The 16939-nt window shown below is 53.7% G+C and carries 15 protein-coding genes and 1 pseudogene; 7 read left to right on the top strand and 9 right to left on the bottom strand.

Translation table 11 applies throughout. From position 1 onward, the window contains the following. Window positions 1–37: 37 nt before the first annotated feature. Together FEE96_RS21785 and FEE96_RS21790 are read right to left on the bottom strand one after the other, a co-directional pair. Window positions 38–1051 (bottom strand): ParB/RepB/Spo0J family partition protein, encoded by a 1014-nt coding sequence (locus FEE96_RS21785; RefSeq protein ID WP_138165244.1) that lies wholly within the window; start codon window positions 1049–1051, stop codon window positions 38–40. After that, window positions 1048–2250: an AAA family ATPase gene (locus FEE96_RS21790; RefSeq protein WP_138165245.1), complete on the bottom strand. Its 1203-nt coding sequence runs from the start codon at window positions 2248–2250 to the stop codon at window positions 1048–1050. Before FEE96_RS21790 ends, FEE96_RS21785 begins: the two co-directional genes overlap by 4 nt. A 527-nt stretch (window positions 2251–2777) precedes the next feature. Between FEE96_RS21790 and FEE96_RS21795 the strand changes: the two genes are divergently transcribed. After that, window positions 2778–3809, top strand: a complete 1032-nt coding sequence (locus FEE96_RS21795; RefSeq protein ID WP_138165246.1) for a replication initiation protein — start codon at window positions 2778–2780, stop codon at window positions 3807–3809. A 108-nt stretch (window positions 3810–3917) separates the two neighbouring features. Here the strand turns inward: FEE96_RS21795 and FEE96_RS21800 are convergent, their stop codons facing one another. Next, a complete protein-coding gene (locus FEE96_RS21800) occupies window positions 3918–4544 on the bottom strand; it encodes a helix-turn-helix domain-containing protein (RefSeq protein ID WP_138165247.1) in 627 nt (208 codons plus the stop codon). Between the two features lie 147 nt (window positions 4545–4691). Between FEE96_RS21800 and FEE96_RS21805 the strand changes: the two genes are divergently transcribed. From FEE96_RS21805 to FEE96_RS21825, 5 genes are read left to right on the top strand one after another with little or no spacing between them, the layout of a single operon-like run. Further along, a complete protein-coding gene (locus FEE96_RS21805; protein ID WP_212744811.1) occupies window positions 4692–5663 on the top strand; it encodes an ABC transporter substrate-binding protein in 972 nt (323 codons plus the stop codon). Between the two features lie 58 nt (window positions 5664–5721). Beyond that, window positions 5722–6501 carry an ABC transporter ATP-binding protein gene (locus FEE96_RS21810; protein WP_138165248.1) on the top strand — a complete coding sequence of 260 codons (780 nt, stop codon included), beginning with the start codon at window positions 5722–5724 and terminating at the stop codon, window positions 6499–6501. A 3-nt stretch (window positions 6502–6504) separates the two neighbouring features. Then, on the top strand, window positions 6505–7422 hold the full coding sequence (locus tag FEE96_RS21815) for an ABC transporter permease (protein ID WP_138165249.1): 918 nt from the start codon (window positions 6505–6507) through the stop codon (window positions 7420–7422). Next, on the top strand, window positions 7419–8399 hold the full coding sequence (locus FEE96_RS21820; protein WP_138165250.1) for a dipeptide epimerase: 981 nt from the start codon (window positions 7419–7421) through the stop codon (window positions 8397–8399). The genes FEE96_RS21815 and FEE96_RS21820 overlap by 4 nt, the downstream gene beginning before the upstream one ends. Before the next feature lie 20 nt (window positions 8400–8419). After that, window positions 8420–9418, top strand: a complete 999-nt coding sequence (locus FEE96_RS21825; protein WP_138165251.1) for an N-acetyltransferase DgcN family protein — start codon at window positions 8420–8422, stop codon at window positions 9416–9418. Window positions 9419–9507: 89 nt separating this feature from the next. Here FEE96_RS21825 and FEE96_RS21830 read toward each other — a convergent pair. Further along, a pseudogene (locus FEE96_RS21830) lies at window positions 9508–9762 on the bottom strand (tripartite tricarboxylate transporter permease); the annotation flags it as partial. A gap of 391 nt (window positions 9763–10153) precedes the next feature. Continuing rightward, the gene (locus FEE96_RS21835; RefSeq protein ID WP_138165253.1) at window positions 10154–10858 is read right to left on the bottom strand and encodes a Crp/Fnr family transcriptional regulator; all 705 of its coding nucleotides are present in this window, start codon (window positions 10856–10858) and stop codon (window positions 10154–10156) included. A gap of 220 nt (window positions 10859–11078) precedes the next feature. On the opposite strand from FEE96_RS21835, the gene hemA reads away from it, so the two are divergent. Next, window positions 11079–12302, top strand: a complete 1224-nt coding sequence (hemA, locus tag FEE96_RS21840; protein WP_138165254.1) for a 5-aminolevulinate synthase — start codon at window positions 11079–11081, stop codon at window positions 12300–12302. Between the two features lie 60 nt (window positions 12303–12362). On the opposite strand, the gene FEE96_RS21845 is transcribed toward hemA, so the two are convergent. Genes FEE96_RS21845 through nirJ form a run of 4 tightly spaced genes read right to left on the bottom strand, consistent with a single transcriptional unit; the run spans window position 12363 to window position 16938 of the window. Beyond that, window positions 12363–13433, bottom strand: a complete 1071-nt coding sequence (locus tag FEE96_RS21845) for an NnrS family protein (protein WP_138165255.1) — start codon at window positions 13431–13433, stop codon at window positions 12363–12365. Beyond that, window positions 13430–14200: a CbiX/SirB N-terminal domain-containing protein gene (locus FEE96_RS21850; RefSeq protein WP_138165256.1), complete on the bottom strand. Its 771-nt coding sequence runs from the start codon at window positions 14198–14200 to the stop codon at window positions 13430–13432. The genes FEE96_RS21845 and FEE96_RS21850 overlap by 4 nt, the downstream gene beginning before the upstream one ends. After that, window positions 14157–15656, bottom strand: a complete 1500-nt coding sequence (locus FEE96_RS21855; protein ID WP_138165339.1) for a nitrite reductase — start codon at window positions 15654–15656, stop codon at window positions 14157–14159. The genes FEE96_RS21850 and FEE96_RS21855 overlap by 44 nt, the downstream gene beginning before the upstream one ends. Window positions 15657–15714: 58 nt before the next feature. Further along, window positions 15715–16938: a heme d1 biosynthesis radical SAM protein NirJ gene (gene nirJ, locus FEE96_RS21860; RefSeq protein WP_138165257.1), complete on the bottom strand. Its 1224-nt coding sequence runs from the start codon at window positions 16936–16938 to the stop codon at window positions 15715–15717. Window position 16939: the final 1 nt, after the last annotated feature.

A 16939-nucleotide genomic window follows, 5' to 3' on the forward strand; every position in this document is an offset into this window, starting at 1 on the left:
ATTATGTTTATTCGTGAAATTGCCAATTGGCAATTTCTTACAGATTTTCAGCTCGATCCGTTAGAAACTTATCCAACAACATGCGCAAGTCATCTGCTGGAGCGTCCTTATCTATCTCCAACAGAATCTGACGCCCTTTGTCAGTTCGCCTGATGCTAAAATCGGAACCTTTGGCGCTATATACATGCTTTACCGAAGGCTTTGGCTTCGGCTTGGAAACCTTGCCTTGTCCTGCCTGCTTGAGTTCATTCAGCACCTTAACCGCGTCATTCCAAGGCGTCCCATGTGTTGTGGCCTGAGCCGCACGCATGGACTGCAACCACTCCGCCCGGTCGATCATTTTGGCGCGTGTCTTGGGCTGTGCAAGGAACGGTTTCAAAGTCCGGGCATGGAGTTCTTTGATGTCGTTCGGGCTTGGGTAAGCTCTGATAATTTCATCGGGCAACTTAGCCAAAAACAGATACCGCGACAGCCAAGCTTCGGAAACCTGAAGCCGCTGCGCCATCGATTTCTGCTTGCCGCCATAGTACAGCTTTACCGCAGCCGCATAATCGCAGGCGCGCTCATAATCTGAGATGTCAGCCCGATCACGGTTTTCGATATCCGCCAGGCGAAAGGCCTCTTCGTCGGACAGGTCGCGCACTTCGATTAGATATTTGAACTGCGGATAGTTGTTCGCCCGCAGCCATGAAATGGCGAAATGGCGGCGGGCACCACAGATCACTTCGAAGTCGATTCCATCGACGCCTTCAACCCGGCGCACAACAGCTGGGAACTCCTGCTTGCCCTGTTGTTGAATACCATCAATTAGATCAGAACAGTTTTCCGGTGTCAGCAGATCATAGATACGATTGTGACGATCCCACATTCTGCAGCGTGATGGGTCGACCAAATGCAGCGTTTTTTCGTGTAGTTCACCGCTCAGCTTTTCGCCAATCGCATTCCCGCGTTTAAGAAACCGACCAGCGCTACGGTCTTTCTTGGGATTACGGTCGTCTGCATCTATGCCACTCAGGACGGCATCAAAAATTGCATCATGTTTCTTTGTCATAGTAGGCCCTCCTGGCTGAGCGCAGCTTTTTGACTTGGCCATGTTTTACGCATTAGAACCTCGACCTCGCGACCAATAGAATCCAAATAGGCGCGGCACCGTTTGTGGGTTTCAGTGCGTGTTGCAGCACCAGTCATTTCATAGACCGTCAAAAGATTGGCGGTGGCGTTATCGATCTCCGCAGAATCCTTGAGCACAGATTGCAACATGTCACCGGCAAAAATAGCATCCATCATCCGTTTGATCGCCACGTGGGCTGATTTGCCATCGTTCATTTTCGTCGTAAGGATCTTTACAAACTTATAACTGTGCGAACCCCCAACTTTCTCAAGCTCAGCCAGGGTACTGGTCATCATTTTCAGGAAATGAACGGTTGATCCAAAATCAACGTTGTTGGGCGGCGTAGGGACTAAAATTGCGTCGGCTGCGCGCAGGACTGACAGCGAAATCATACCAAGGGCAGGGGGCGGATCAAGGAGGATAACATCAAAGTGGTCACGGATCGAATTGATGCCTTCACGTAGGCGGTCCAGCACAAACCCACTTTCACGTGCCATTCGGCCAGCGAGCTCATATTCCGCGTCATATAGGCCCAAGTTTGCAGCGACCATAGCGATGCCTGGCCAGTAGGTTGCGCGTAGGGCGTAGCGTAGATCTTGTGGTCCGCCATGACGGAAAAAGGGATAAAGTGTTTCTTCATCTTCATCGATGTCGATATCAGGGTTCAAACCAAAGATGGAGGTGGTTGAGGCCTGGCTATCGCAGTCGATCACACAGACACGATATCCCTGCAAAGCGAGGTATTGGGAGAGGTGAGTTACCAGAGTGGATTTGCCAACACCACCTTTAAAATTCTGAACGGCGAGAACAAGCGCTTCATCATCCGGTGCCCGGTGCGGCAGAGTTCCAAAGATTTCGCGCATGTTGTTTATCTCATGCAAGGAGTAGCCTTTGCGGCGTCCTGTTTTATCGTCTTTTTCAGGAGTAGGGAGGCGGCCTTCGTTTTCTGCATCACGGATGAGAGTTTCCGATCGACCAATCATTTGTGCAGCGGTGCGGACATTAAACCGTAGATCCAGATTTTTTTGTGTCCCTGGGGCAAAAACCTGATCTCTTAACCGATCAATGACAGAACTTGCTCGGTTTGATAGAAGATCAAGGTCGTCGAGTGAAATCGAAGGTAGAATAGGATCTGCCATGGTGCCCCGTAGCTTTTGATATTTTTCCAAGTTTTTCCCAAAAAGCAAAACTTAGTTTGATGATACTGTTTTTTCAAAAGTTCTTTGTCTTCGCAAGGAAGATGTAGGGGATTTTCAGAAAAGAGCGAATCTGGTGATCATCTGTGCTCTAAATGACTCTTTGAAGGCGTTGAAGTCTTGTTCTGATTCTTTTTGTTCAAGTGTTCATGAAGACTAAGCATTTATAATTAAAACGTAAAACCAGATTACTGTTACATATTGGGTGCTTTAAATTACATTTTGGGACGGCAACTCTTACGGATTGGGTGGGTTAAACTTACGAATTGGATGGGGCCACGGTGGGGTCAAAATATCCTTTGTTTTGATTCGTTTGCGGGAGTCTCTGAACCTGCTTGGGTTAGATTTGAGTTGGCGTAAAATTACATATTGGGTGCGGCCTGAACAATTTCGCTGCAATGATTGACTGACTTTACATTTTTTCTTACAACGAAAAAAACAAAAAGTAAGAGTTTGGTGTAAGTAGTAATATGGCAGACGAGACCAAAAAACCATATAGTAGTTTGGATGCTAAGCCTAACGCGGACTCACTGATTAAGCCAGGAGAGCTGGTTGATCTTGTCGAAGTAACACCCTTAACGCTGAATGATCGACGCATCTACAACATGATGTTGGAACACGCCTGGGAGGAGATCGACAAACCTGTGGTGCATCATGTGTCGAAGGCGACATTACGTGGCAGTCATAACTCAAATGACCGGATTGGCGACTCAGTTGAACGGTTGATGCGCGCCATTGTGAAAGTTTCGGTTTTGGTGGACGGGGAGCCTGCCATCGAGCGTGTTCAACTATTGGGGGGAAATATTGAACTCGAACAGCCCGACGGGATGCTTTATTATGAAATCCCACGCGCACTGCGAAAGATAATCAAAAACTCGACCGTTTTTGCCCGGCTTCAAAAGGAGGTTATGTTTGCGCTGTCGTCAAAATATGCGCTGACCTTATATGAGATGGTGCAAAAGCGCGGCAATCTGCGGTTCAAATCTTCAGAGAAATTCAAACTGGAAGAGCTGCGTGGGATATTGGGCGTGCCTAAGGGGAAGCTAACGACCTGGTCAAATTTGCAATTACGTGCACTGGCACCGGCGGTGGAAGAGGTGAACGCCTTGTCCGACTACAATGTCAGCATGACCCCCTACAAAGAGGGCAGGCGGGTTGCGGGTGTTGTGATGGAATGGACGCGTAAGGATGCGGCTGGCCAATCAGCTGTCGACCGTGAAATCGAATTTTCCAAGGTTGGGCGAAAGGCGCGCATGGAAGGCCGTGTTGAAGCGGTTGTTGAGCAAGCTCAGATCAAACCGCGTCCGGCCTGGCTGGAAAGGGCAGGGGAGTCGCTGAGAACAGAAACCTATGAAACCGCAAAGCTGAGGTTTCCGGGATACGATATCTATCACGCGGAGTCCGAGTGGCGGGCCTGGTCAAAAGACAAAGAAGCGCCGCGCGATCCCGATAAGGCGTATTTGGCCTTTTTCAGGAACTTCGCCAAGAGCAACCCACTTTGAGAGCGGTTGTTGGCCAAGAATGCAGTCGCTCTATAAGGTTCCCGGCGCGAAGGTCAAACTCGATGCGTTAGGCCTGCCGTGAAATAACTGTCGGGCGCAAAGTTTGTTTCAGGCTGAATCACCTCGACCCAGACAAACGACCAAAATGCGGGCATCTTCGTCACCGGCTGATGTATATACATGGCCCATGCTGCTATCGAGATAGGCGCTTTCACCAGCCTCTAGTGTGACGGGTTCGTTTGCCTCGGTATAGATCGTCAACTGGCCGGATTGCACAAAAACGAATTCCTGACCCGGATGGCGGATGAAGTCGTCAAACGCCAGGCGGCTATGTGCCTTAACGACTCCAGCCATCGGGGTCATCGCCTTGCCCCAAACATCAGAGAACAGCATCTCATAGGTATAGTTTGGTGTGGTTTGAAGCTCAAACTCGCCCAGCCGCGCAACTGAGATGCTATTCTTCTGAAACGAAGCACCGCCTGTTCCAAAGAGTTCTGCCATATCGACGCCCAGACCATCAGCCAGCTGGGACAAGCGATCATAGGTCAAGCCGAGCAGGCCTCTTTCTGCCCGTGACAGGGTGGAGGCAGCGATTCCTGACGCAGTGGCCAAATCAGCCAGCGTCATCTTTTTGTCTTTGCGCAGCTTACGAAGGTTCTCGCCAAATTCGTTACGCCCACCGTCTGTGGTCAACTCATCTGACGTGGCGCTTGGCGGGGGAGAAGATTCTATCATGGTCCAATCATAAGCGCTCTGTTGTGGAATTCCTATACGCAAATTTAAATTGCTGATATGCAAAAATAAATTGCGTATACGAAAATTATGTGCAAGCCTCTGGCAACCAAACCCGCGCAAGACGGGGCAGATCTTATGGAGGAAAGAATGAAAATGTTTACTTTCAAAAGCCTGGCGGCAGCATCCGCAATTGGTCTCACCCTCAGCGCACTGCCCGTTGCTGCCGAGACAAAACGCGTAGCAATCGCAAATTTTGGCGAACACCCTCAACTTAACGCCGTTGTCCAGGGGGCCCAGGACGCCATAACCGCTGCTGGGCTGGATGTTGAGTTTTCGGTAGACCATGTAAATTTTGACGCGACACTGCTTCCCCAAATGCTCGCCAAAATCGAAGCCTCCAGCCCAGATCTGGTAATTGGTGTGACGACACCGGTGGCGCAGAACCTGCTGAACTATCTAGGCAACTCTGGCACGCCGATCTTGTTTGGTGCCGTGACTGATCCCGTTGCAGCGGAACTGGTTCCTAGCTGGGAAAAAGGTGGCAACAACATTACCGGGGTGGCTGATGCGTTGGATATCGATGCGACCATGCAGTTCATCAATGAGCTTTTCCCCAACGCAAAATCGGTGGGCGTTCCTTACAATCCAGCTGAAGCAAATGACCTTGCCACCCTGGAGCAGGTCAAACTGGCTGCGCCCAAATACGGATTGGCCGTGCAAGAAGTCGGGGTGGACAACACCAACGACATCATGGCCCGTGTGACCTCTCTCAGCGCCCGTTCGGATGTCCTGTACGGCCCAGGTTCAAACATGATCCAACCTGCGATTGCAGCCGTCGCAAGTGCGGCGAACCAAGCAGGTGTTCCTGTGGTGAACATGGATGGAGGCCCCGTTTCTGAAGGCATGATCCCTGCAGGCTATACGGTTAGCTATCACCGTATCGGTGAACTGGTCGGGGAAATGGCTATCCGGGTTCTGGCAGGCGAAAAACCTGATGACATCGCCCCACGGCGCCCCACGCGCGACGATCACGTCATGGTCATTTCGAAAAGCGGAATGGCAGCCGTTGATGCTGAGATCCCGGCCAGCTTTGCTGGATGTGATTGCATCGTGGACTGATCCTTTTCTGTCCGCACCTCGTGTTGCGGACAGTTTCCCAAACAAATGGGCCCCAGAAATGTTGAATATTACAAATCTCCGGCGCACCTTTTTTGCCGGCACCGCTGACGAAAAAGTGGCACTTGACGGGCTGAGCCTGTCTTTGGGCAAAGGCGAGTTTGGCGTGATTATCGGTTCAAACGGAGCAGGAAAAAGTACGCTGCTGAACGCGATTTCCGGCGCGTTGCAGGTTGATGAAGGCACTATAACCATCGCGGATGATGATGTGACCAGGATGCCGGTTCATGACCGTGCCCGCCATGTCGCGCGGGTCTTTCAGGATCCGATGAAAGGCACTGCCTCAGGCATGACAATTGCGGAAAATATGCTGTTGGCAGAATTGCGTACCTCGAAGGCGCGCCTGAAACCCGGATTGACCCGAAAGCGGCTGGATAACTACCGCGAGCAACTGTCATATCTGAAGCTTGGGCTGGAAGACCGGATGGACACCCAGGTTTCGCTGCTCTCAGGCGGGCAGAGGCAGTCGTTGTCCCTGGTCATGGCGGTGATCAAAGAGCCGGATATCTTATTGCTTGATGAGCATACGGCGGCACTTGATCCGCGCACGGCGAACCTGGTTCTGAATGCCACGCTGAGGGCGGTTTCTGCGCTGAAGCTGACAACTTTAATGGTGTCTCACAACATGCAACACGCCGTGGATTACGGGAACCGGATTCTGATGCTGGAAGCCGGCAAAGTAAAACTGGACATCTCGGGGGCCGAAAAAGAAGGCGTATCGGTCCAATCCCTGACCAATCACTTTGCGATCAAGTCTGACCGCATGCTGTTAGGAGCCTGAGCCATGAATGAAGTCATTTCAACATTTATTGCACTGATCCCTGTGACACTGGCGCAAAGCCTCATCCTGAGTTTTGTGGTGCTTGCCATCATGATCCCGTTCCGGATCTTGTCCTTTCCAGACCTTACGTCCGAGGGGGCCTATCCCTTAGGCGGCGCGGTTTGCGCTATCGCTATGGTGTCAGGTGTACCTGCCTATCTTGCTATTCCTCTGGCCGTTGCGGCTGGATTTGTAGCTGGATGTGCAACCGCGCTTATTCATTTGCGCTTTAAGATCCACACCCTGCTGGCCGGGATTCTGGTGACCACGATGCTCTATAGCGTCAACCTGCGTATCCTTGGAAAACCAAATGTGCCGCTGTTTAAAGAGACCAAGCTGTTCGACTATCTCGACCTTGGCAAAGGTATGAATAACCTGGAAAAAATTCTCATTGTGGGGCTGCTAATGGGAGTGGTCGGATTTGGGTTGCGGCTTTGGTTTATGACAGAGCGTGGCATTGCCATGCGCGCTGTAGGGGACAACCCCGATATGGCCGAGGCTCAGGGCAACAATGTGGACCGGGCCATTTTTCTGGGCGTGGGCGCCGCTGGTGGGTGTGCAGCCCTGAGCGGAAGCCTGATGGTGCAAAGCCAAGCCTTCGTAGATGTGAATATGGGTATCGGTTTGCTGATCAATGCGCTTGCTGCGCTGATGATCGGAGAGACTATTCTGGGGCGGCGCAAAATCAGCCAACAGCTTTTGGCACCATTTGTTGGGTCGCTGATCTACTACCAGCTCATTTCATTCTGCCTTGCTGCTGGCCTTGCGCCGAGTGATCTGAAAATTGCGACCGGCATTTTTGTTCTTGTCATGCTGGGGGCTCCAATCCTGAAGGGAAAACGGAACACCACGCGTCTCGCCAAAGAGAGTATTCGCGAATGATACGGCTAGACTATAAAATTGAAAAATGGCCTCTCAAAGATCCCTTTCGGTTTGCCGGCCATACGATTGTTGAGCTCGAAGCGATGCATGTCACACTTGTCGACGGTGAGCATCGAGGGCAGGGCGAAGGTTTGGTGCCGGTGGTCTTCCCCGTCACGATGGCCGAAACAGAGACACTGATGAAGTTGGCCCAGCAGGGTATCAATACAGGAGGTGATCCGCAAAAGATCTGCGCATCAATGCCTGCAGGTCCGGGGCGAAATGCCTTGGACTGTGCCCTGTGGGATCTGCGCGCCAAACAATCAGGGCGCAGCGTGTGGGATTTGGCTGGGCTAAATTCCGAGGCGGATTTTATCGAGGTTGATGAAACGGTTGGTCTGGGTCAGATCCCTCAAATGGCGGCGCAGGCAAAATCGTCGTCGCACCGTGTGATCAAGGTCAAACTCGATGCTGAACAAATTCCCGAGCGTGTTGCTGCCATTAGGTCGGACTGCCCCAAGACAGAGCTGATTGTTGACGCCAATCAAAGCTGGACGGTGGAGCTGCTGATGCAGCATGCGCCTGCACTGGCAAAACTGGGGGTTAAGATGATCGAACAACCAGTACCGCCGGAACAGGATCACCTTTTGGAGGAAATCTCCTGCGGGATCCCAATTTTTGCCGATGAATCCTGCCATGTGGCTGCTGATGTTGATCGGCTGAAGTCTCTGTACGACGGCGTCAACGTCAAGCTGGACAAAACCGGAGGTCTCACAGAGGCACTTGCCCTGGTGGCCGCAGCGCGCGCTGCCGGAATGGGGGTCATGGTTGGCTGCATGTCAGGGACATCGTTGTCGATGGCACCAGCCTTTGTCATCGGCAGCCTTGCTGACTGGTCCGACCTTGACGGCCCGCTAATGATCCAAAACGACCGCGTTCCAGCAATGCAATATGAACACGGAAAACTGAAAAAATTCTCGCCTGCGCTTTGGGGCTGAGCAAAATTTGGAATGTGACCATGACACAAATTTCCGCACCATACCTCATCTACCTCGGTAACACCGAGATCGCCCAGTTTGCTAAAACCGGCCAGGGGCTCGTACACTGGCGGCCCGAGCGTTGTCTCGCCCAATTGCGGGAGACAGGGTGTCAAGCCGACCTGGGATTGCCGGACATGACGATCAAGGACGCTGTAGCCGTTGGCGCAAAAACCCTTGTCATCGGCACGACGTTCATTGGTGGACAACTTCCTGACGCATGGATTGCGCGGTTAAGCGAAGCATTGGAGGCAGGATTGGACATTGCAGCCGGATTGCATCAGTCGCTTGCCAGTGTTCCCCAGCTACGCGACGCTGCGGCCCGAAATGGTCGGGCAATTCACGATGTTCGGGTCAGCAAGAAGGAGCTGCCAATTGCAAGTGGCAAACGCAGAACAGGGAACCGGTTGCTCGCCATGGGCACTGATTGCGCCGTAGGAAAGAAGTACTCCGCCTTGGCAATTCATCGCGCGATGGAAGCCCGCGGCATGAAGGCGACGTTTCGCGCTACGGGTCAAACCGGAGTGCTGATTGACGGTACTGGCATCGCTGCGGACGCCATCGTTTCTGATTTCCTGGCAGGGGCAGTTGAACAGCTGACCCCGGCAGCTGACGCTGACCATTGGGATGTCATTGAAGGGCAGGGATCTTTGATCCACCCCGCTTATTCCGGGGTTACGCTTGGGTTGCTACACGGCGCGCAGCCCAATGCGTTTGTTGTCTGCCACGAAGTGGGCCGCGAGGAATTGTCTGGGTTCCCGGGTAACAAAACAGGGCAGATCGAAGAGATCATTGCACTCACGATGCTATTAGGAGAGCGGTTTTCGCCGGATATCAAATGTGTGGGCTTATGTCTGAATACCTCCGGTCTGACAGAGGTTGAGTCAAAGGCAATATTGCTGACGTTGGCCGAAAAGCACGGCGTGGCCGCCTGTGACCCTGTGCGTTTTGGTGTGAACGATATTGTGCAGAACCTTTAAACCCGCCCCGCATAGAGGGACGTTTGGCAGGGGGAACCTGCTTGATGTCTGAGATTGGCAATGGCTGATTTGTACGGATTGGAAAATTCAACCCGTTTCAGGATCACACCAAATACCCCAAAGGTAGCGACGATCGCGCAATCGGTGATCGAGTTTCTTAGTGAATAGACACCCACAAAGCTCAGCAAGAGGACGGTAACACCAAGCGCACGTGTTGTTATTTGCATGACCCGCGTCAGACAGTTTGTTGAAAACAATAGGAACACAACAACAAGAATATTAAGCAGCAACACGGCCAGGTAAATCGCCATCACAAAATCCACGTTGGTTTGAAAAAGGTGGGGGCGGTTACATCATCAAAGCCCCCTTGGACCCGTCAATCTCCATTTAGAGATGAGCAAAAAATCAGAACATTTGGGTGCTCTACCAGAGATCAACGCTGCCTTTGCAAAATTGACTGCAGAAGGTCGGTTTGCTGAAATTTACGATCGCTATTCGAATTTGAAGTAGCTTCGGTTATCGGCTTCGGACCGTGTTCAAGTAGCATTTGAAACGCCCGCTTCGAGAACGTTGGACAAAGATGAAGGCGAGCAATCTACAAGCGAGCGACATAATCCTAAGCTCCTGATGTGCTTCATAGATCCAATCGAAATCAAAATAGTGCAACAGATCCTTTCTTAGGAGCTTGACGGGTGCGCGTCCCGTCCTCTGCTAACGGGCTGTAATCTGCTGCATTTACGCCTTGTTCCAGGCGTCCGCTGGATCGTCTTCAGTATATTCGCGAAGTATTTTTACGTCCGCAATTGCGGCGTGGTTTTTCTTGATCTGAACGCCGGCTGTCTTGAGGCGTGCAAATGCCCGGCTCAGGCTTTCAGGTTTCATCCCCAGACGCCCGGCAATCAACACCTTGTCATAGGGGAGAATGACTTCGCATGGGCCTCTGTCGGATCGGCATAGCGTCAATAGGAATTCTGCCACGCGCTGTGCCCCGGTTTGCGCCTTTAATTGCTCCAACTGTTCGACAAGCGAATGTAGATGCATAAAGGTCGAGGCCAGAATGGACAGGCCAATCTGCGGATCTTCTTTCATTAGAGAAATCAGAAGCGAGGAAGGGATGTGCATCACCTCGGCAGCGGTTACGGCTTCGGCTGATACAGGGTAATTGTTGCCTCTCAGTGCCACAGCTTCGCCAAAACTCTCGCCGCACGCAAAGATGCTTACGACTGCTTCGGCCCCATTGGGGGCGACCCGGAACAGTTTAACCCAGCCGTCAATCACAACATGGATTGCGGTTGCTTCTTCATCTTGCAAAAAGATGTTTTCACCACGTTCATAATGACGAAAATGCGCATGCGAGAGCAGGGTCTCTATATGCTGTTCTGGCAGTGAACGGATTAGCAATGAATTGCGCGCGATTGCCTTGTAGTGCTCATGAGCCACAGTTTGGGATCCCCTCGGTTTCCGGCCCCGTTTGCGGACAGGCCTTCGTGAATTTAAGAGCAAAAAGTGCAACCACAGGAAGCACCTTTCCTTCTGTATGCGGCGCCCAAATGTCTCTCGATCGCTGCAAACCTTGACCTTAGTCATGGATGCGGCTGGCACCCCGGACCATGATCCGAGTCAAATAGAACAACCAAAATCAGCCACCGGAGGCCAGAAAATGGATTTCGAACGCTATTTCGAAGATCGCTTGCAGGATTTGAAAGACGAAGGGAACTATCGGGTTTTTATTGATCTGGAACGCCGTCGGGGCGAATTCCCTCAGGCTGGTCAAACCGATGGTGAAACCAAGCGCGAGGTGAAGATCTGGTGCTCCAACGATTATCTTGGCATGGGGCAACATCCTGCTGTACTCGAGGCGATGCATGACGCGCTTGATCGTTCCGGTGCTGGGGCTGGGGGAACACGTAATATTTCAGGCACCACCCATGCGCATGTGCTGCTTGAACAGGAACTCGCGGATTTGCATGACAAAGAGGCGGCTCTGTTGTTCACATCTGGCTATGTCTCGAACTGGGCTGCGATCGGGACATTGGCAGCCAAGATACCGGGGCTGATCGTCTTTTCCGATGCTCTAAACCACGCCAGCATGATCGAAGGTGTCCGCCACTCCCGCGCGGAAAAGGTGATCTGGAAGCACAACGACATCGATGACCTGCGGGCCAAGCTTGCCGCAGCACCAGCAAACGCGCCTAAGATGATCGCCTTTGAATCCGTCTATTCGATGGATGGTGACATCGCGCCAATCAAGGAAATCTGCGACGTAGCTGATGAATTTGGCGCCATGACATACTTGGATGAGGTGCACGCGGTTGGGCTTTATGGTCCGCGAGGCGGCGGTATTGCCGAGCGCGAGGGCCTGATGGACCGGCTAACAGTGATTGAGGGCACACTGGGCAAAGCCTTTGGTGTGGTCGGCGGCTATATAGCGGCCAGTACTGCGCTATGTGATTTTGTACGCAGCTTTGCCAGCGGGTTTATTTTCACCACAGCACTGCCGCCTGCGGTTGCGGCAGGTGCAGCGGCCTCGGTGAAGCACCTTAAATCGTCGCAAGCAGAGCGGGACCAACAGAAGGAACGCGTGGCCGAGGTGCGCGCACGGTTAGACGCTAATGGAATCGAGCATCTGGCGAACCCGAGCCACATCATCCCAGTCATGGTAGGCGACCCGGTGAAATGTAAGTTCATCTCTGATACGCTATTGGAAGAGTTTGGCATCTACATTCAGCCAATCAACTACCCAACTGTGCCCAAGGGAACTGAACGTCTTCGGATCACACCAAGCCCAGTGCATTCAGTCGAGGATATCGACCATTTGGTCGAAGCGCTTGGCTCTCTCTGGGAACGTTGCAAAATCGCCCGCGGGCCCATTGCTGCGCAATAAAAGCAAGTCTGTGACCGTCGGGGGTCGCAACAGCATAGGTATATGTCGACGCGTCCTGCGTTAGGGGCGCGTCGATTTTGTTTGTGAGGGTCTATTCTTGCGCGAACCTACAAAAACAGGGATCTGTGGCGGTCGACGGCAATGGTTGATGAGCTGGATGAGGGTGATACCCCAACAGATAGTCCAGAGCACAAGTGCCAACGGGAGTGAATCCATCAGACGTGCAAATGTCGCGGCATGGAGCGCGGCGGCTGTGATGAGGCTGGCGGGCTGGGCGATCAGCGTAGACGCCGTGCGTAGGGCAAAAATACGGGATAAAAAGGCATGGATCATCCCGCTGATTGCCCCGATGGTCAGCATATGAAGCGCAAAAGACGGCGACACAGCAGACGTTGACATCATCAAAAGTGACGTGATGAGCCAAAGCCAGGGCGGCAGCAACATCGCATCCAAAGGAGGCGCAAGGAGCGGCCAGCGGAGCATTTGGCAAAGTAAGACAAGGCCCGCCAGCAAGAGCCAACCAGGATGCGGCAGAACTGCGGTGCCAAGGATAAGAAGCGGTGCAGCAAGGTAGAGGGCCAAATTATTTGTCGGTTGGGGGCGGCCCGTAGCGCTAGCTAAAAAGGCAGGTAACGCGCGCGCGCCAACTGTTGCAATCAGCGCCGCAAGCATAAGCGGGATGCTCTCTGTCGGAAGGTCGGGCAGTAATGTCGCAAGTGCAAGCAGTGCAGGGGCCAAAGGAGCCCAGAGGCGGCTATAGACGCCAGCACGCAATATTGCTGGGGCGAGCGTGGCGGACAGGCCAAGAAAATAGAGCGCTTCAACAGGCCCCGGCATGACGCGCCCAAGGAGCCAAAGAGATGTGAGAAGGCCAATGCGGGCAGGCGTGGCGCGCGTCTTGGTCCAGCCGGGCAACACAGTGAGCAAATAAGCCCCGATGGCTGCCCCAGCAAAACCAAAGATTAACAAACGGGCGTGCAGTTGGGGATCAGTTCCGGCCAGCAGTGGTCCGACCAGGGCTGCCAATACAGAACAGAGCATCAATGGCCGGTGTGGGGTTTTCCAGAAATCGGGCCAGAATTTGGGCTGAAGCAATTGGAAAACGGGTCCTTTGCCCGCTGTGTGACTCATGCGGAAGTCCCTGAAGTATGGGCGGCTTCCAGGGCACGAGCGATCAGGTCCGGAACCAAAGGTTGTTGTCCCAGAACCGGCAATATCGCCCCCTGAAACTGTGCATCCTCCAGTGCGGTGGTGATGTCCTTGGTGATGTGGCCACCATCACGGGCAAAGAAAGGCAGGCAAAGTGCTTGCTGGCTCAGATCGGCGGCGACTTGCGAAATATGCGGTGCTTGATCCAAAAAACCGACTTGAACGCTGGCACATGGCAGACGTTCCGAGAGTTCCTCGGCCAAATTCTGTGCTGCGAGAGCGGCATTTGCACTGCGTTTCGATCCGTGTGCTGCCACAACGATATGTGTGAGTTCCGGTGTCCAGAATCGCCAAGTAATTTCGCGCAGGATCGTCAGAGCGGCCAGAGTTGGTAGTTCGGGGTCAGTCCCGAAAGGCTGTAGGTATTGGAGGTGGAAAGGCGCAAGCCGTCTTGGCAGTGCCTCACGGACAAACCACCCTTCTGTCATAAAGAAAGGATAGACCAACGCTTGCTGGGGGATTCCCTTGACCGCAGTCTCCAGCGCGCCGGGGCAGGCCATCGTGGCAGACTGAATTCGCCAGCCACTCATGCGTTCCTGAACCCGCACCGCCAGCCGTGCCATAGCCAACTCAGGCGGGTTTGAATCACCCGGCTGGCCATGGGCCACGATCAGCGCCTCACGGGGGGCGAGGCTGACACTACTTTTAGTGACTGGTGCCTTCTGAAAAGGTGATTTTATTCCAGACATTGTATTTCCCCGAGGGTTTCCGCATGGGCAGACGTTTTACGATCTCCAGTGTCTCGGCGTCGTAAACCAGTACCTCGCCGTCATCTTCCCAGACCGAAACCAGCGCGTATTTACCGTCCTTGGTGAATTCGACATGGGCGACGGTCGCACCGGGTACAGGAGCCAGAGTTTTGACGATCTCAAGGGTTTCCTTGTCGATCACATGCATCTTGTCGCGGTTCGGGCCAAAGAACACATCGGCCCAGACATAGCGTGAGTTTTCGTGGCTGCGCATGAAGAAACCGGGGCCCATGGTCTCGATCCGTTTCACGGTTTCCCAGGTCTTCATGTCGATCACCGAAATGGTGCCGTCTTTCAGGTGTGGCGTCGCCATGACGGTGGTGTCGCCGTATTTCCAGGTGATGCCAGAGCCAAGGTGCGGCATGCCGGGCAGGTCCAGATCGGCAACTTTCTGGCCGATCACCAGATCAATCACCTGACCACCTTCGCCACTGCGCGAGGCCCCCATGACGTATTCATAGGTCTGGTCAAAGAAGAAGTCGTCCAGATAGTCCGGCGTGGTGATCTTGCGCAGCGGGAATGGGATGTCGGTATGGGCCAGCCCCTCGGTGCGCCAGTCATGAGCAAAGCCAAACTGGGGCGGGTTATTGCCATAGAAAATTTCCCAGATCTCCGGCACGTCTTTCAGCGCCAGAACAAAGCTTTCGCGTGGCGGCGCCTGATACACGGCGGACACCCGGCTTGGGGTGCCATCCTTTCCTTTGACCTCGCGCACGGTGGCAACGGTCAGGTCTTCGGTGGACAGAATAGTTAGGGTGTTGGGCAGATAGTTGGCTACGGCAAGCCATTTGCCATCTGAGCTCATGGCGATGTTGCGGCTGTTGAGCCCGGCACGCACCCGGCCCACCTCTTTCAGCGCATAAATGTCATATTTCTGAACCCAGCCATCGCGCGACATGATAAAAACAAAGCGGCCTTTGGGGTCGAATTTGGGCCCGCCATGCACGGCGAACGGGGTTGGAAAGCGGTTGAGCACGTCAAATGTATCGCCATCCAACACGCTGACATGGTGATCGCCGGTTTCTACCACCAGCGTGATATTCATCGGGTCAGACGCCCAGACCGGCGCGTCAACTTGCACATAATCCGGGTTCATTTCGCGGCTGGCGTTGATCTGCTCCTCACCCCAGGCCGGGAGCTCGTCCAACGGAGTTTTCAGCCAAGCGGCCAGTTCCGTGATTTGGTCGGCAGTTATGTCTTCGGCAAATGCCGGCATTTGGGTTGCTGTGCGACCTTCTGTAATAACATTGGCCACCTTAGGCCCACGCATACGTTTGAGCGTTTCAGGGATCAGCGCTGGGCCGGTGCCGCCAAGACGGTTTTCACCGTGACAGCTGGCACAGTTCTCTTGGTACAACGCCTCAGGATCGGCAAGAACTGGGCTGCCAATCAGCATCAGCGCGGAGAGGGCAGCGCCCCATGTTGTTGTCTTTGTCAGGGAATTCATAGCAGTCTTATCCAAAAAACCGATGTGCAGGGTCATGGCTTTTTCCTTTGAACGGAGTGACTTCCAGCCGAGTATCGGAGGTGTCGACGCCGATTTCGTTGTTGCTCAGATAGCAGGCCGGATCCTCGGCCCAGGGGTTGCCCGTCAGTTGCAGGGCGCGGATGCGGGTGTTGCCGCCACAGACATCCTTGATCTTGCAGGCTCCACAGCGTCCCTCTAGTGGGCGGGGGCGGGTGCGCAGAGTTTTCAGCATCTCGTCTTCTCCAGTCCACAACTCGGTGAACGGGGTCTGTTTGACGTTGCCGACGGTGTAGTCTGACCAATAGGTGTCGGGGTGAACTTTGCCTAGGAAGTCGATGTTGGCGACGCCAAGGCCCGACGAGTTTCCCCCCCAAGCCACCAGATGGTCACGGACATGGGCGGTTTGTTCTGCGCTGAAATTGCGGCCGACCCAATCAAGGAAATAGCCGGCATCAGCATCGTTATTGCCAGTCACAACATCCAGCGGCGTGCGTTTGCCGTTCAACCCGTCCCAGGCGCGTTCGATTAGCATATCCATGCCTGCACGGGTGCGTTGGTGATGGGCGTCTTCGCCCCGGTTCTTGTCGCCCCGTCCTGCATAGACAAGGTGCGACAGATAAAACTTGTCCACGCCTTCGTCGTCGCAGAGCTGCAGCAGATCGGGCAGGTTGTGCTGGGTGCCTTCGGTCAGACAGAACCGCAAGCCAACCTTGACTCCACGCTTTTTCAGCGCACGCACACCGCGCACGGCTTGGTCAAAGGCACCATCGACACCGCGGAACCAGTCATTGGTTTTACCGATACCGTCGATCGAGATACCGACGTAGTTATAGCCGATATCAGCAATCTGGTCTGCGGTATCGCCGTGGATCTTGGTGCCATTGGTTGATAGCGCCAGAACCCGAACCAGCTCGCGGGCGCGTTTGGCCAGCGGGGTCAGGTATTTGCAGTCCAGCGGTTCGCCCCCCGACAAGATCAGCGCGGGCACTTTGAAACGACCCAGATCCTCCAGCGTTTCCATCGCCTGTTCCTGGTTTAGCTCACCTGGAAAATCCACATCGGCGGACACGGTATAGCAGTGGCGGCATTTGAGATTGCAGCGACGGGTCAGGTTCCAGATCACCACCGGTTTGACCATTCCCTCACCACGTCGCTTGCGCACGGGTGTCGGGTTGATCAGCTGGGTCATGTACTCGGACATGCGAAACATG

It is taken from the genome of Parasedimentitalea maritima, assembly GCF_005771405.1.
In the GTDB taxonomy this organism is placed as follows: Bacteria; Pseudomonadota; Alphaproteobacteria; order Rhodobacterales; family Rhodobacteraceae; genus Parasedimentitalea; species Parasedimentitalea maritima.

What these genes read in the sequence shown, in the direction of transcription:
- FEE96_RS21850 (WP_138165256.1), bottom strand. Translation starts at nt 14,200, where the DNA reads ATGTCTGGAATAAAATCACCTTTTCAGAAGGCACCAGTCACTAAAAGT.
- FEE96_RS21785 (WP_138165244.1), bottom strand. Translation starts at nt 1,051, where the DNA reads ATGACAAAGAAACATGATGCAATTTTTGATGCCGTCCTGAGTGGCATA.
- FEE96_RS21790 (WP_138165245.1), bottom strand. Translation starts at nt 2,250, where the DNA reads ATGGCAGATCCTATTCTACCTTCGATTTCACTCGACGACCTTGATCTT.
- FEE96_RS21810 (WP_138165248.1), top strand. Translation starts at nt 5,722, where the DNA reads ATGTTGAATATTACAAATCTCCGGCGCACCTTTTTTGCCGGCACCGCT.
- nirJ (WP_138165257.1), bottom strand. Translation starts at nt 16,938, where the DNA reads ATGTTTCGCATGTCCGAGTACATGACCCAGCTGATCAACCCGACACCC.
- FEE96_RS21845 (WP_138165255.1), bottom strand. Translation starts at nt 13,433, where the DNA reads ATGAGTCACACAGCGGGCAAAGGACCCGTTTTCCAATTGCTTCAGCCC.
- FEE96_RS21795 (WP_138165246.1), top strand. Translation starts at nt 2,778, where the DNA reads ATGGCAGACGAGACCAAAAAACCATATAGTAGTTTGGATGCTAAGCCT.
- FEE96_RS21825 (WP_138165251.1), top strand. Translation starts at nt 8,420, where the DNA reads ATGACACAAATTTCCGCACCATACCTCATCTACCTCGGTAACACCGAG.
- FEE96_RS21855 (WP_138165339.1), bottom strand. Translation starts at nt 15,656, where the DNA reads ATGCTGATTGGCAGCCCAGTTCTTGCCGATCCTGAGGCGTTGTACCAA.
- hemA (WP_138165254.1), top strand. Translation starts at nt 11,079, where the DNA reads ATGGATTTCGAACGCTATTTCGAAGATCGCTTGCAGGATTTGAAAGAC.
- FEE96_RS21815 (WP_138165249.1), top strand. Translation starts at nt 6,505, where the DNA reads ATGAATGAAGTCATTTCAACATTTATTGCACTGATCCCTGTGACACTG.
- FEE96_RS21820 (WP_138165250.1), top strand. Translation starts at nt 7,419, where the DNA reads ATGATACGGCTAGACTATAAAATTGAAAAATGGCCTCTCAAAGATCCC.
- FEE96_RS21800 (WP_138165247.1), bottom strand. Translation starts at nt 4,544, where the DNA reads ATGATAGAATCTTCTCCCCCGCCAAGCGCCACGTCAGATGAGTTGACC.
- FEE96_RS21805 (WP_212744811.1), top strand. Translation starts at nt 4,692, where the DNA reads ATGAAAATGTTTACTTTCAAAAGCCTGGCGGCAGCATCCGCAATTGGT.